12 protein-coding genes are annotated in these 14,951 nt (G+C 69.5%); 8 read left to right on the forward strand and 4 right to left on the reverse strand.

Annotation, left to right across the window (positions count from 1 at the left end; translation table 11 throughout):
• The first annotated feature begins 160 nt into the window (after window positions 1-160).
• On the forward strand, window positions 161-751 hold the full coding sequence (locus P2P98_RS01515; RefSeq protein WP_275796505.1) for a TetR/AcrR family transcriptional regulator: 591 nt from the start codon (window positions 161-163) through the stop codon (window positions 749-751).
• A gap of 9 nt (window positions 752-760) precedes the next feature.
• Here the strand turns inward: P2P98_RS01515 and P2P98_RS01520 are convergent, their stop codons facing one another.
• The gene (locus tag P2P98_RS01520) at window positions 761-1,597 is read right to left on the reverse strand and encodes an NADH:ubiquinone oxidoreductase subunit 4 (chain M) (protein ID WP_275796507.1); all 837 of its coding nucleotides are present in this window, start codon (window positions 1,595-1,597) and stop codon (window positions 761-763) included.
• A 258-nt stretch (window positions 1,598-1,855) separates the two neighbouring features.
• On the opposite strand from P2P98_RS01520, the gene P2P98_RS01525 reads away from it, so the two are divergent.
• Complete coding sequence (locus P2P98_RS01525) at window positions 1,856-3,652, forward strand: proline--tRNA ligase (RefSeq protein ID WP_275796509.1); 1,797 nt, start codon at window positions 1,856-1,858, stop codon at window positions 3,650-3,652.
• Between the two features lie 118 nt (window positions 3,653-3,770).
• On the forward strand, window positions 3,771-4,592 hold the full coding sequence (locus tag P2P98_RS01530) for an aldo/keto reductase (RefSeq protein WP_275796511.1): 822 nt from the start codon (window positions 3,771-3,773) through the stop codon (window positions 4,590-4,592).
• Window positions 4,593-4,598: 6 nt separating this feature from the next.
• Here the strand turns inward: P2P98_RS01530 and P2P98_RS01535 are convergent, their stop codons facing one another.
• On the reverse strand, window positions 4,599-5,408 hold the full coding sequence (locus P2P98_RS01535; RefSeq protein WP_275796512.1) for a DUF1206 domain-containing protein: 810 nt from the start codon (window positions 5,406-5,408) through the stop codon (window positions 4,599-4,601).
• A 78-nt stretch (window positions 5,409-5,486) separates the two neighbouring features.
• Between P2P98_RS01535 and P2P98_RS01540 the strand changes: the two genes are divergently transcribed.
• Both P2P98_RS01540 and P2P98_RS01545 read left to right on the forward strand, forming a co-directional pair.
• A complete protein-coding gene (locus P2P98_RS01540) occupies window positions 5,487-7,322 on the forward strand; it encodes an alpha/beta fold hydrolase (RefSeq protein WP_275796514.1) in 1,836 nt (611 codons plus the stop codon).
• A gap of 93 nt (window positions 7,323-7,415) precedes the next feature.
• Entirely contained in the window at window positions 7,416-9,911 is a 2,496-nt protein-coding gene (locus P2P98_RS01545) for a glycogen/starch/alpha-glucan phosphorylase (protein WP_275796516.1), read from the forward strand.
• A gap of 28 nt (window positions 9,912-9,939) precedes the next feature.
• Here P2P98_RS01545 and P2P98_RS01550 read toward each other — a convergent pair whose 3' ends face one another.
• Together P2P98_RS01550 and P2P98_RS01555 are read right to left on the reverse strand one after the other, a co-directional pair.
• Window positions 9,940-10,371 (reverse strand): type II toxin-antitoxin system VapC family toxin, encoded by a 432-nt coding sequence (locus tag P2P98_RS01550; RefSeq protein ID WP_275796518.1) that lies wholly within the window; start codon window positions 10,369-10,371, stop codon window positions 9,940-9,942.
• On the reverse strand, window positions 10,368-10,607 hold the full coding sequence (locus tag P2P98_RS01555) for an AbrB/MazE/SpoVT family DNA-binding domain-containing protein (RefSeq protein ID WP_275796520.1): 240 nt from the start codon (window positions 10,605-10,607) through the stop codon (window positions 10,368-10,370). The genes P2P98_RS01550 and P2P98_RS01555 overlap by 4 nt, the downstream gene beginning before the upstream one ends.
• Window positions 10,608-10,786: 179 nt before the next feature.
• Between P2P98_RS01555 and nusA the strand changes: the two genes are divergently transcribed.
• From nusA to infB, 3 genes are all read left to right on the forward strand, one after another.
• The gene (nusA, locus tag P2P98_RS01560; protein WP_058597057.1) at window positions 10,787-11,776 is read left to right on the forward strand and encodes a transcription termination factor NusA; all 990 of its coding nucleotides are present in this window, start codon (window positions 10,787-10,789) and stop codon (window positions 11,774-11,776) included.
• Between the two features lie 32 nt (window positions 11,777-11,808).
• On the forward strand, window positions 11,809-12,060 hold the full coding sequence (locus P2P98_RS01565) for a YlxR family protein (protein WP_275796524.1): 252 nt from the start codon (window positions 11,809-11,811) through the stop codon (window positions 12,058-12,060).
• 93 nt (window positions 12,061-12,153) lie between these two features.
• The coding region (gene infB / locus P2P98_RS01570; protein ID WP_275796526.1) for a translation initiation factor IF-2 at window positions 12,154-14,951 on the forward strand (2,798 nt) is incomplete at its 3' end.

Genomic DNA, 14,951 nt, shown 5'->3' on the forward strand with positions numbered 1-14,951 from the left:
AGTGGTGACCCTCATCGGAGACAAGCTGGACGACGCGGAGATGCGTGCCGCGGCGGAGGCCCTGCTGGAGCGAATGGCGCAGTGACACGAGTCGATCCCGTTGCGTACCGAACTGCGGGATCCCCTCGGACTTGTCCGCGAGCCGTCTAGCATCGTGCCTGTGCCCACCTCGACGAAGTACCACCACGGGGACCTCGGCCCGGCGCTCCTCGCCGCCGCGGACGAGTTGCTGGTGGAGGGCGGGGTCGGTGCACTGAGCCTGCGCGAGGTCGCTCGCCGCGCGGGCGTCAGTCACAACGCGCCGTACCATCACTTCGCCGATCGGAAGGCGCTGCTCAAGAGGCTGTCGGAGCGCCACATGGGGCACCTGCTCGACGCGCAGCGAGCGGCGCACGCGGCTGCGGCCCCAGGAGTCCCGGCGTTGCGCGCGATCGCCGCGGCCTACCTCGCCTACGCCGTCGCGCACCCCCAGGGCTTCGCCCTGGTCTTCGACCCGGAGATCTGCGTGCCGGGGTCGCCGTCCGACGAGATGGCTCCGTTGATCCGCGCGAACGAGGATTTGCTGGCGGAGGTTCTGGCGACGATCGATCCGTCGCTACGGGGTGCCGACCTCGAGGCCGCGGTGGCCGCGGTCTGGTCGTTCGCTCACGGGATGGCGACACTCGTCGTGGCGGGTCACCTGCCGCCGGGAGGAATGGCATCCGGGCTCGAAGCGCTGTTGTCGCTGGCCCGGTCCGTCCCGGGGGAGTGACCGCGAGGGTCAGCCGAGGTCGAACTCCGCGCGCAAACGCTCGCGCACGAGGACGTAGGGCGGGTACTCCGCGAAGAATCGCAGCTTGCCGGCCACCGGGCCCTGGCCCGTCGGCTGATCCTCCATCACGTACGCCATGAAGCTCTCGGCGAAGTCCTCGGTGACGTTCGTGGCCGCGTACGCGTCGACGAAGTCCTCCTCGTGCGCGGCGTAGAACGCGTCGGCGACGTCGACATCGACGTTGTCGCCCTCCGGGGCGTCGATGTAAGCGCTCCAGAACCGGTCGGAGAATGCGTACAGGGCCGTCTCGGGTAACAGGCACCCCTGCCCGGTCCAGATCGTGTCGCACGTGTCGGTGTACGCGTCGACCGATTCCGGCCCCAGGCTCAGCACGTGGGCGTACTCGTGGACGAGTGTGCCCAGCCAGAGCTCATCGTCGTCGGCATATGCGACATTGGCGGCGAACGTCCAGTACTCGGGGGCGGTGTCACGCGACACCCACGCCAGGGTGTCGCTGGCGGGGTCGTCGCCCACCTCGAGCCGGCTGATCCGCGTCGCCGCGACGCGGGGCGTGAACACGCGCTCGATCTCGGCCCAGACCGCGGCCGCCTCGGCACTCGGCTCCGGAGACAGGATGCCGTCGGCCCCGACGTCGTAGACCTCGGTGACGCGGAAGTCGTCGTCGACGGGCGGCGGGTCGTCGAGCGGGGAGATCCCTCCGCCGAAGGAGGTCGATGCGTCGGCAAGGGTGGCAGACCACACGACCAGGCCGGCCGTGCTCCAGAAGACCACGCCGAGCACGAGCGCGACGCCGCTCGCGATCACGGCGATCCATCGGGGGTGCACGCCCTCACCTTAGGGGCACGCGGTCGATCGGAGGTCATCCGCGCGCGAGGGTGAAGGCCGTTATCGACGTGTGACCGATGTGGCGTCGATTCCGGGAACTTTTGTCGTGATTGCGGACACTACGGGGTGTGGAAGTCGTCGCCCCGGTAGCCGAAGCCATCTTCCGGCCGGTCTACCGGTGAGATGCGCGGGCGGGTGATGCGGTTCTGCCCCCGCCCGCGTCTGCCCGTGGCATCCACCGTTCTAGACTCGATGATCGTGGTCACCCGTCTCTCGAACTACTTCCTCCGCACGCTCCGCGAAGACCCCTCGGATGCCGAGGTCACGAGCCACCGTCTGCTCGTGCGCGCCGGTTACATCCGCCGCAACGCCCCGGGCATCTTCGCGTGGCTGCCGCTCGGTCTGAAGGTCAAGGCCAAGATCGAGACGGTCGTGCGCGAAGAGATGGCGAACGCTGGAGCCTTCGAGGTGCACTTCCCGGCCCTGCTGCCGCGTGAGCCGTACGAGGTCACCGGCCGCTGGGAGGAGTACGGCGACGCGCTGTTCCGCCTGCAGGACCGCAAGGGCGCCGACTACCTGCTCGCGCCCACGCACGAGGAGATGTTCACGCTCCTGGTGAAGGACATCTACTCGTCGTACAAGGACCTGCCGCTGACGATCTACCAGATCCAGGACAAGTACCGCGACGAGGCGCGCCCCCGCGCCGGCCTCCTGCGCGGCCGCGAATTCACGATGAAGGACGCGTACTCGTTCGACGCGACGGATGCCGGATTGGATGCCTCGTACCAGGCGCAGCGCGATGCCTACGAGCGCATCTTCCAGCGCCTGGGCCTCGAGTACGTCATCGTCGCCGCCGACGCCGGCGCGATGGGCGGCTCGAAGTCGGAGGAGTTCCTGCACCCGACCCCCATCGGCGAGGACACGTTCGTGTGCTCGGCCGGCGGATACGCGGCCAACGTCGAGGCGTTCACCACCGTCGCCCCGGAACCGCTCGCCGTCGAGGGGCAGCCCGCGCCGGTCGTCTTCGACTCGCCGAACACCCCGACGATCGCGACCCTCGTCGATCACGCGAACGCGCACCTCGACGCCCCGGCCCCCGGCATCGCCGGCCCGGCCACCGCCGAGGCCACCGAGTGGACCGCCGCGCACACGCTGAAGAACGTCGTCCTCGCCCTCACGCACCTCGACGGCACGCGAGAGCTGGTCGTCGTGGGGCTGCCCGGCGACCGCGACGTCGACGACAAGCGCGTCGAGGTCGCCTTCGCTCCCGCCGAGGTCGAGGCCGCGACCGAGGCCGACTTCGCGAAGAACCCGCTGCTGGTCAAGGGCTACATCGGCCCCTGGTCGCCCACCGGTCCCGTGCTGGGCGAGGAGTCGGCGACGAACATCCGCTACGTGCTCGACCCCCGCGTGGTCGACGGCACCGCGTGGATCACGGGTGCGAACATCGACCAGAAGCACGTGCACTCGCTCGTCGCCGGCCGCGACTTCGTCGGCGACGGTTTCGTCGAGATCTCGACCGTGCGCGCGGGCGACCCGGCCCCCGACGGCTCGGGCCCCGTGGAACTCGCACGCGGCATGGAGATCGGCCACGTCTTCCAGCTCGGTCGCAAGTACGCCGAGGCCCTGGGCCTGAAGGTGCTCGACGAGAACGGCAAGCTCGCGACCGTCACGATGGGTTCGTACGGCATCGGCGTCACCCGCATCCTCGCAATCATCGCCGAGCTCAACAACGACGAGAAGGGCCTCATCTGGCCGGCGTCGGTCGCGCCGTTCGACGTGCACGTCGTGGCCACCGGGCGCGATGCCGCGGCGTTCGAGCTCGCGGCATCCGTCTCCGACCAGCTCGAGTCCGCCGGCCTCGACGTCCTCTACGACGACCGCCCCAAGGTCTCGCCCGGCGTGAAGTTCGGCGACGCCGAGCTCGTCGGCATCCCGCGCATCCTCATCGTGGGCCGCGGCGCCGCCGAGGGTCAGGTCGAGCTGTGGGACCGCCGCACGGGCGAGCGCGAGACCCTTCCGGTCGCCGATGCCCTGGCGGCGCTCACGCGCTGACGTTCACGCGCCGACGTTCACGCGCTGACGTTCACCGAGACGGCATCCGTCCCGCATCCGCCGGGAGGGGTGCCGTTTCGTCGTCCGCGCGGTGCTCGGCATCGGTAGCGTAGATGCCATGATCTCGGCCCCTCGCCTGTCGCTCCGCGACGGCTCCACGATCCCTCAGCTCGGTATCGGCACGTACAAGGTGCCCGCGGATCTCACCGCCGGCCTCGTCGAGGGCGCGCTCGCCGCCGGCTACCGCCATATCGATACGGCCGCCCTGTACGGCAACGAGACCGAGGTGGGGGAGGGACTGCGCGCGTCGGGTCTCGACCGGGACGACGTCTTCGTGACGACGAAGGTGTGGAACGACGACCAGGGCTTCGACGAGACGCTGCGCGCCTTCGACGCGAGTGCGCGACGCCTCGGCCTCGACCGTGTCGACCTGTACCTCATCCACTGGCCGATCCCCAGCGCCGGCCGCTACGTCGACACCTGGCGCGCTCTCATCCGCCTGCAGCAGGAGGGGCGGGCGACCTCGATCGGCGTGAGCAACTTCGCAATCCCGCACCTCGAGCGCCTGCGCGACGAGACCGGCGTCCTCCCGGCCGTCAACCAGATCGAGCTGCACCCCCGCTTCCCGCAGAACGAGCTCGTCGACTGGGATGCCGCGAACGGGATCGTCACCGAGTCATGGGCCCCGCTCGCCCGGGGTGGTCTGCTCGGCGAACCCGCCCTCGCGCGGATCGCCGCGCGCTACGGCAAGACCCCCGCGCAGGTCGTCGTGCGCTGGCACCTCGATCGCGGACTCGTGGTCTTCCCGAAGTCGGTGGCGCTGGAGCGGATCCGCGAGAACGGCGACGTCTTCGACTTCACCCTCGATGCCGACGACCACGCCGCGATCGCCGCTCTCGACACCGGTGAGCGCACGGGCCGCGATCCGTCGCTGGACTGAGGCCGGTCAGACGTCGAGGCGCGCGTAGCGCGCGCGGAAGACGGTGAAGACGCCGTAGGCGAGGAAGCCGAGGCCCACGAGGGCCGCGAGCAGAGGCCCCGCGGGCAGGGCCATGAGCGCCGACACGGCTCCGTCCAGCCCTCCGGCCGTGTCGGGTTCGACGCGGATGGCCGCGATCGTGACCAGCACGCCGACCACGCCGAGGGCGATGCCCTTCGCCACGAATCCCACGGCGCCGAGGGCGCTCAGCGCGTGTCCCGCCGCGCCCTCGGGGATGCGGACCTTGTCGTGGAAGGAGCGTCGCACGCCCATCCACACGAAGCCGACACCGACTCCCGCGACGATCAGCCCCGCCGTTCCCAGCACGAACCCGCCGATCGGGAGCGTGAGCACGCTCTGGCTGAGGTCTTCCGTGGTCTGTTCCGCGTGCGGTCGGGCACCGAGTGCGACCGCCGCCGAGATCACGCCGATCACGACGAAGACGATGCCCTGCGGTGCCTCGGCCGCGATGCGCGCGATACGTTTGCGCCCGGACAGCCCGCGCGGCGCGATCGCCTGCAGCAGGTGCCACCCGCCCAGCGAGACCAGTCCCGCCGCGAGACCCCAGAGCGCGACGGCGCCCAGCGGCAGGGCAGCCACCGCACGAAAGGCACCGGTCTGGTCCGTGTCTTCGGCCGCACCGAAGCCCACGGCGAGAACGAGGCCGCCCACGAGCAGGTGCAGGATGCCGTTGGCCACGTAGCCCGCCCGAGCGGCGACGCGCAACGCGGGGTTTGCCTCGGCCTCGCGAGCGGCGGAGCGGGCGGAGGACGGCATCCCGGAACCGTATGCGCTCCGCGTCTGGAAAGACAGCCGGTTGCGCGTGGCGTCCGAGGCGCTGTTTATCATGGCCTGATGCCCGCTTCCCGCCGACCGTTCGTGCGTCGGTGGAACGCCCTTCCCGCGCTCACGCGCAACGCGCCGCCGCGTGTCCTGCTCGTCGTCGGTGCCGTGGTGGTGCTGCTCGGCGCGCTCATCGTCTCGCGACCCCTCACCTCGATCGTGCTGCTCGGGGTGTACGTCGGCGCGAGCGCCGTGGTCATGGGCGTGTTCGAACTGTTCGGCCGGTCGACGAGGTGGTGGGCGCGGGCCGTCGCCGTGGCCTGGATCGTGGCGGGCGTCGCCGTCCTGGTGTGGTTGGGGCGCAGCCTCGAACTGTTGCCGTCAGTCCTCGCCGTTCTACTCGTGATCGGTGGGCTGGCCTCGGTCGGCCGGGCCGTCACGGGCGGCGCGGTCAGCGTTCGGGTGCTGTCGCTCGCGTGGGGCATCGCGCAGATCGCTTTCGGAGTGCTGTCGTTCACCTGGCCGGATGTCACCGTGCTGGTGCTGGCCGTCGTGTTCGGTGTGCGCACCATCGTGTTCGGAGTCGGGGTCTTCGGGCGCGGGGTGGCCGGCATCCGTCGTCGTCCGCGAGCGACGCCGTTCGACGCCGACCAGGCCGTCCGTCGCCGTCGGCGCCGCGCCCGCTGGACCGCCGTCGGCCGCTACGCGCTCTCGCTCGTCCTCGTGGCGACCGCCGCCGGAGGGTGGTGGCTCAACGACTGGCTGCACGACGGTGCCCCCGTGGTCGACGCGTTCTACAACCCGCCCGCCGAGGTGCCGAGCGGCCACGGACGGTTGATCCGTTCCGCCGCCTCGCCCTGGCGCGCCCCGCAGAACGGCGACGTCACGCGGATCCTCTACACGACACGGGATGCCGTGAGCCGCCCCGCCGTGGCGAGCGCCATGGTCATCACCCCCAAGGATCCTTCGCTGGGACCGCGCCCCGTGATCATCTGGAATCACGGCACGACCGGGGTCGCTCAGGGCTGCGCGCCGAGCCTGCGCGACTCGACGGCCACCCGCTGGGCGATCCCCGCACTCGAGCAGGCATTGAAGGCCGGATGGGTCGTCGTCGCGTCGGACTTCTCGGGACAGGGCGCCCCCGGCGCCTATCCGTACCTCATCGGCAAGGGTGAGGCCCGCTCGTCGCTCGACGCGGTGCTGGCCACGGCCGAACTCCGCAGCGACCTGACCCTCTCGCCCGACACCGTGGTCTGGGGACACTCCCAGGGCGGGCACGCGGCTCTGTGGACCACCGCGATCGCCGACGACTACGCCCCGGGCATCGACGTGCTCGGAACGGCCGTCGTCGCCCCGGTCGCCGATCCGCCCGCCCTCGCGCGTGAACTGCTCTCGGGTCCGCCGAACGCGATGCTCTCGGTCATCACGTCGTGGGTGCTGGTGCCGTACTCCGAGACCTACGCCGACGTCCACCTCGACGACTACATCGCCGAGGGCTCGCGCTCGATCGTGCTCGAGATGACGCAGCGGTGCCCCACCGAACCGGGTGTGGTCGTGTCCGTCCTCACGGCCCTGGGCGTCTCGGAGGACCGGCCGCTCTACAACGCCGATCTCACCGACGGCGCTCTGGGTCGGCGCCTCGAGGAGAACGCCATGACCGAGCCGCTGGGCACGCCGATGCTCGTGGCGTGGGGAGCGGACGATGAGGTCATCGCGCCGAGACTCCAGCGCGAGTACATCGAGAAGCTCTGCGCCGAGGGACAGCCCGTGAGATGGGCGAGCTACGCGGGCTATGGCCACCTGCGTCCGATCCAGCCGAAGTCGCGCTTCCTGCCCGTGCTCTACGACTGGACCAAGAACCTCATCGAACGCAAGCCGCAGGTCGTCGACGGGTGCGGCCTGCGTTGACCCGGGGCGCGCAATACGGCGTCCGGGTGAAGATCATGTGTCAGAGCCATTGCCGTCTTGGCAGGGCAGCGCGCGACTGATTACGGTCGAGGGGTGCCCGAGAACACGTCAGAGCTCCGCCCGACCCACCCGCTCGCCATCGCGCCCGTCGTCGCCCCCGCGGCGTCCGTCGACGGCTTCACGAAGCAGTTCCTCCAAAATCTGAATTTCGACCAGGGCGTGACGCTGTCGACCTCCGACGTGAACGACCAGTACCTCGCTCTCGCCTACACGGTGCGCGACTACCTGATGGCGCGCTGGTTCGACGACCGGGCGAAGCAGAAGACCCAGCAGGCGAAGACCGTCTGCTACCTGTCGGCGGAGTACCTGCTCGGGCGTCAGCTCGACAACAACCTCCTCGCCGCGCGCCTCACCGACATCGCGACCGAGGCGCTTGCGCAGTGCGGGATCGACATCGACGCCGTGCGCGCCGTCGAGATCGAGCCGGGGCTCGGCAACGGCGGCCTGGGTCGCCTCGCGGCCTGCTTCATCGACTCGCTCGCGACCATGAGCGTTCCCACCATCGGGTACGGCATCCGGTACGAGTACGGCATCTTCCGTCAGAGCTTCGCGGACGGCCAGCAGATCGAGCAGCCCGACGCGTGGACGCGCATGGGCTCGCCGTGGGACTTCGCCCACCCCGAGGCCGCGCAGACGATCTCGTTCGCCGGTCACACCGAGACGTACGACGACGAGGGGGTCACGCGCAGCCGCTGGATCCCCGAGTGGAACGTGCTCGCGGTGCCCTACAACATGATGGTTCCGGGCTACCACAACGGTCGCGTGAACACCCTGCGCCTGTGGCGCGCGGTGGCCACGAACGCCTTCGACCTGCACACCTTCAACTCGGGCGACTACGTCCAGTCGGTGCGCGCGCAGACCTTCGCCGAGAACATCTCGAAGGTCCTGTACCCCGAGGACTCCACCCCGCAGGGCAAAGAGCTGCGTCTGCAGCAGCAGTACTTCTTCGTCGCGGCATCCATCGCCGACTTCATCGAGAACGTGCTGCCCGCCGACTTCGATCTCGAAAAGCTCCCCGAGCGCGTGATCTTCCAGCTGAACGACACGCACCCCGTGATCGGTGTGCCCGAGCTGATGCGCGTGCTCGTCGACGAGAAGAAGCTCGAGTGGGATGCCGCGTGGGCCATCACCCAGAAGTGTTTCGCCTACACCTGCCACACGCTGCTGCCCGAGGCGCTGGAGGTCTGGCCGGTCGACCTGCTCGGCCGCCTGCTGCCCCGGCACCTCGAGATCATCTACCGCATCAACGACGAGTTCCTGCTCGAGGTGCGCGAGCGCTTCGGCGACGACGAGATGCTCATCCGCAACATGTCGATCATCGGCGAGCACCCCTCGCGCTCGGTGCGCATGGCGTACCTCGCCACGGTCGCGGGCTCGAAGGTCAACGGCGTCGCCGAGCTGCACTCGCAGCTCCTGCGCGACAACGTCCTGAAGGACTTCGCCGCGATGTGGCCCGACAAGTTCACCAACGTCACCAACGGCGTCACTCCCCGCCGCTTCCTGCGTCTTGCGAACCCCGAGCTGTCGGCGCTCATCACCGAGGCGCTCGGCGCCGGCTGGACCGTCGACCTCGAGCGCCTGCGGGGTCTGGAGGCCCTCGCCGACGACGCCGACTTCCGCGAGCGCTTCGCGGCCGTGAAGGCGTCGAACAAGCGGCGCCTGAGCCGTGTGCTCGAGGCGCGCGGCGAAGCTCCGCTCGACGACGGTCACCTGCTCGACGTCATGATCAAGCGCCTGCACGAGTACAAGCGCCAGACGCTCAAGGTGCTGCACATCGTCAGCACCTACGAGGGCATCGTCTCGGGTCGCCTGGATGTGGATGCCGTGCAGCCGCGCACCTTCCTCTTCGGCGCCAAGGCGGCTCCGGGCTACGGCATGGCCAAGCGCATCATCCACCTCATCAACGCCGTCGGCGACGTCGTGAGCGCCGACGAGCGGGTCAAGGGCAAGCTCAAGGTGCTCTACCCCGCCAACTACAACGTGACGCTCGCCGAGAGCATCATCCCCGCCGCCGACCTGTCCGAGCAGATCTCGCTCGCCGGCAAAGAGGCGTCGGGCACCGGCAACATGAAGCTCGCGCTCAACGGCGCTCTCACGATCGGTACCGACGACGGAGCGAACGTCGAGATCCGCCAGCTCGTGGGCGACGACAACTTCTTCCTCTTCGGCATGAGCGAGCCCGAGGTCGAGGCGCTGTGGGCCGAGGGGTATCGTCCCGCCGACTTCTACCAGGAAGACGACGAGCTGCGCCGTGCGATCGACCTGATCGCGTCGGGGGCGTTCTCGGACGGAGACCGCTCGGTGTTCGAGCCGCTCGTGTCGAACCTGCTGTACGACGACCGGTTCATGGCGCTGGCCGACTTCCGTTCGTACCTCGACGCGCAGGACCGGGTCGACGCGGCCTACGCCGACCAGGACGCATGGGTCCGCTCCGCGATCCTCAACGTCGCGCGCAGCGGGTACTTCTCGTCCGACCGTGCGATGCGCGACTACCTCGACCGCATCTGGCACGCGACGCCGATCAGCTGAGGGGTTCCGGATGCCGCGGCCCCGGGGGTCAGACGACGAGCTCGACTGTTACGCCCACCGCTTCGTAGGTGCCGCGCGCGCGGGCGTCGCGCGTTGCAAGGGGGATCGTGTGCACACGTGCGGCGAGAGCGACGAGACCGTCATACGTTGCTCCGCCGGCGATGCCGCAGCCGGAGAGATCGCGGTGGGCTGACGCCGCCTCGCCGGGGGAGAGCGTGAGCGGATCGCCGAAATTGTCATCCATGACGGTGATGGCGTCGGCTCCGTCGACACGGGCGTCGCCCGGCAGGCGCGTGAGGACGGAGTACGTCTCGATCGCGGCGTGGCCGCTCAGGCGAAGCTCTCGACCGCGCGCCCACGCGCGCACGCGCTCATGGTTTTCGTGCGAGCGGACGAGGAGGGGGACCGCGACGCTCGTGTCGACGGCGATCGGGGATGTCGACCGATCCGACGGCCTCATCGACGGCCGCTGTCGAGCAGCGCCGACACAACCTCGTCGGTCACCGGGGTGTTGCCGCGTGAAACGAGCCGGCCATCGTCGTCGCGCTCGAGGTGCGCGGTGCGGCCTCCGGGGGTGATCTGCAGGCCACTGCCGTATGCCGACACATCGACCACCGTGCCGGGAAGGAGTCCGTACACATCCCGAAGCGCCTTCGGGAGGACGATGCGTCCCCCGCTGTCGATCGTGAGCTCCATGGGAAAACGATACCATCGTGATCCCATATGCGTCCGCCGGGCAAGGGAGTCGCCTCCGAAACACCTGTGCGATCGCAACCGTAGGCCTGATGCGGTCGCAGGGTGCGTGGCATCCCGGGTATCGTAGGGGGGTTGTCGGCGCCGGTCGCGCCGACGAAAGCTGAACAACGGAGGGCCTTGTGGACATCGATCTCGCACTTCTGAAGACGATCGAACGCGAGAAGGAGATCCCCTTCGATGAACTCGCGCGCATCATCGAGCAGGCGATCCTCACCGCCTACGCCAAGCACATCTCGCCCAGCGGCGAGATCCCCGCGGGCGCGCGCGCCTCGCTCGACCGCAAGACCGGGCACGTGGGCATCTTCACGCCCGTCACCGACGAAGAGGGCGCCGTCATCGGCGAAGAGGAGCAGGCTCCCGACGACTTCGGCCGCATCGCCGCTTTCGCCGCGAAGCAGGTCATCAGCCAGCGTCTGCGCGACATCGCCGACGACGCCGTTCTGGGCGAGTTCCGTGGCAAAGAGGGCGACATCGTCGCGGGTGTCGTCCAGCAGGGTCCCAACCCCCGCATGGTGCACGTCGACCTCGGCACGGTCGAGGCGATCCTCCCGCCCGAGGAGCAGGTTCCCGGCGAGACCTACGCTCACGGCTCGCGCCTGCGCGTCTACGTGACCTCGGTCGCCAAAGGAAACAAGGGTCCGCAGATCACCGTGTCGCGCACCCACCCCGGGCTCGTCCGCAAGCTCTTCGCCCTCGAGGTGCCCGAGATCGCCGCGGGCCTGGTCGAGATCGTGTCGCTGGCCCGCGAGGCCGGTCACCGCTCGAAGATCGCCGTCAAGGCGAACGACCCGACGGTCAACGCCAAGGGTGCCTGCATCGGCGAGCTCGGACGCCGCGTGCGCGCGGTCACCGAAGAGCTCGCGGGCGAGAAGATCGACATCATCGACTACGACGCCGAACTGCCCCGCTTCGTCGCGAACGCGCTGTCGCCGGCCAAGGTCACCTCGTCGTTCGTCCTCGACGCGTCGACCAAGGCCGTGCGCGCTCTCGTCCCCGACTACCAGCTGTCGCTGGCGATCGGCAAGGAAGGGCAGAACGCGCGCCTCGCCGCCAAGCTCACCGGCGCCAAGATCGACATCCAGCCCGACAGCATCCTCGAAGACAACTGAGCCGCCGTCGCTGCGCGACGGCGAGGTGTACGATGGAACCTGTACGAACGTGCGTCGGATGCCGCGCACGCGCCCCCCGATCTTCGCTTCTGCGTGTGGTCGCGGACGGGTCGGTCCTCGTCAGAGACGAGAGAGCGGTCCTGCCCGGGCGGGGAGCGTGGGTGCACGAGACGGACGCCTGCGTGGGAAAAGCTCTCGCGCGTCGCGCCTTCGTACGAGCATTGCGTGTGTCAGGCCCGCTTGACACGCAGACCTTCGAATCAACCCTCCAGCGAAAAGGCTGAACGGCTATGGACACGAAGTGAACGGCTCGAAATGAGACCCGTCCGCAACTAACGGTCTGCCCTGTCCGGGGTAGGCCCTCAGACAGGAGAATTGTGGCAAAACCACGCGTGCACGAGATCGCTTCCGAGCTCGGCGTCGACAGCAAGGTCGCGCTTGCGAAGCTGAAGGAGCTCGGCGAGTTCGTCAAGAGCCCCTCATCCACCATCGAGCCCCCCGTGGCTCGTAAGCTCCGCGCCGCCCTGGCGGCCGAGGGCTCTTCCGGTTCCTCGGACGCCAAGCCCGCCGCGCCCGCGGCGCGCCCCGGCTCCGGTGCCCGCCCCGGTCCCGCGCGTCCCGCGGCGACCCCCGGCGCGCGTCCCTCGGGCCCGACGCCCGGACCCGCGAAGCCCGCCGCCCCGGCCGCTCCCGCAGCGGCCACTCCCGCGGCATCCACTCCCGCGCCTTCGGCTCCGGCCGAGAAGACCGCGGCTCCCGCAGCGAAGACGCCGTCCTCGCCGCCGAGCCCCGGCTCCACCGCGCCGAAGCCCGGTCCCGCCGGCAACACCCCCCAGGCTCCGCGCCCGGGCGGCGGTGCCCCGCGCCCCGGAAACAACCCCTTCGCCTCCTCGCAGGGCATGGGCCAGCGTCCCGCCGGTCCCCGTCCGGGCAACAACCCCTTCGCCTCGGCGCAGGGCATGGGCCAGCGTCCGACCCCCGGCAACATCCCGCGTCCGCAGGCGCCGCGTCCCGGTGCTCCGCGTCCCGGCGCCCCGCGTCCCGGTGGCGCCGGTCGTCCCGGTGGCGGCGGTCGTCCCGGCGCTCCGTTCCAGCAGCGTCCCGGCGGTCCCGGTCGTCCCGGCGGTGCCGGCGGCGGTTTCCAGCGCCCCGGTGGCGGTGCTCCCGGCGGCGGCGGTTTCGCCGGTCGTCCCGGTGGCGGCGGTGGCCGTGGCCGTGGTCCCGGCGGTGGCACCGCGGGTGCCTTCGGCAAGGGCGGCGGCAAGTCCAAGCAGCGTAAGTCGCGTCGGGCGAAGCGGCAGGAATTCGAGATGCGGTCGGCGCCGGTCGTCGGCGGCGTCAACGTCTCGAAGGGTAACGGCGAGATCATCCGCCTGCGTCGCGGTGCGTCCATCGCAGACTTCGCGGACAAGCTCGAGGCGCTGCGCGGCTACACCGTGCAGCCCGGCACGCTCGTGACCATTCTGTTCAACCTGGGCGAGATGGCCACCGCGACCGAGTCGCTCGACGAGGCGACCTTCGAGGTTCTCGGCGCCGAGCTCGGCTACAAGATCCAGATGGTCTCGCCCGAGGACGAAGACAAAGAACTCCTCGAGGGCTTCGGTCTCGACCTCGACGCCGAGCTGGAGGCTGAGAGCGAGGACGACCTCGAGATCCGTCCTCCCGTGGTCACCGTCATGGGCCACGTCGACCACGGTAAGACGCGACTGCTCGACGCCATCCGCCAGACCAACGTGGTCGCGGGCGAGGCCGGCGGCATCACGCAGCACATCGGTGCGTACCAGATCTGGACCGAGCACGAGGGCATCGAGCGCGCGATCACCTTCATCGACACCCCGGGTCACGAGGCGTTCACCGCCATGCGTGCCCGTGGTGCGCAGGTGACCGACATCGCGATCCTCGTGGTCGCGGCCGACGACGGCATCATGCCCCAGACGGTCGAGGCGCTGAACCACGCCCAGGCGGCGAACGTGCCGATCGTGGTCGCGGTGAACAAGGTCGACAAGCCCGACGCCAACCCGGCCAAGGTGCGCCAGCAGCTCACCGAGTACGGTCTGGTCGCCGAGGAGTACGGCGGCGACGTCATGTTCGTCGACGTCTCGGCTCGCCAGGGCACGAACATCCAGGAGCTCCTGGACGCCGTGCTCCTGACCGCCGACGCCGGCCTCGACCTCACGGCCAACCCGAACAAGGCCGCTCGTGGTGTCGCGATCGAAGCGAAGCTCGACAAGGGCCGCGGTTCGGTTGCCACGGTGCTCATCCAGTCCGGAACGCTGCGCGTCGGTGACGCGATCGTCGCCGGAACGGCGTACGGCCGTGTCCGCGCGATGATGGACGAGAACGGCGAAGCGGTCGAAGAGGCCTACCCGTCGCGTCCCGTGCAGGTGCAGGGTCTCAACTCGGTTCCCCGCGCCGGCGACGTCTTCATCGTCACCGAAGAAGACCGGACCGCGCGCCAGATCGCCGAGAAGCGCGAAGCCGCCGAGCGCAACGCCCAGCTGGCCAAGGCCCGCAAGCGCATCTCGCTCGAGGACTTCACCCGTGCTCTCGAAGAGGGCAAGGTCGAGTCGCTCAACCTCATCATCAAGGGTGACGTGTCGGGTGCCGTCGAGGCCCTCGAAGAGTCGCTGCTCAAGATCGAGGTCGACGACAGCGTTCAGCTGCGCATCATCCACCGCGGTGTGGGTGCGATCACCGAGTCGGACATCAACCTGGCCACGATCGACAACGCGATCGTGATCGGCTTCAACGTCCGTCCCGACACGAAGGCCCGTGAGCGTGCCGCCCGCGAGGGTGTCGACGTGCGGTTCTACTCGGTCATCTACAACGCGATCGACGACGTCGAGCAGTCGCTCAAGGGCCTGCTCAAGCCGGAGTTCGAAGAGGTGCAGTCGGGTGTCGCCGAGATCCGCGAGGTGTTCCGCTCCTCGAAGTTCGGCAACATCGCCGGTGTCATCGTGCGGTCGGGAACGATCACGCGCAACGCCAAGGCTCGCGTCATCCGCGACGGTGTCGTGCTGGCCGACGGCCTGCAGATCGAGTCGCTGCGTCGCTTCAAGGACGACGTCACCGAGGTCCGTACGGACTTCGAGGCCGGTATCGGTCTGGGCAAGTTCAACGACATCCAGATCGGCGACGAGATCGAGACGACGGAACTCGTCGAGAAGCCGCGAGG

Origin of the sequence: Microbacterium sp. Kw_RZR3 (assembly GCF_029222405.1) — a bacterium.
In the GTDB taxonomy this organism is placed as follows: domain Bacteria; phylum Actinomycetota; class Actinomycetes; order Actinomycetales; family Microbacteriaceae; genus Microbacterium.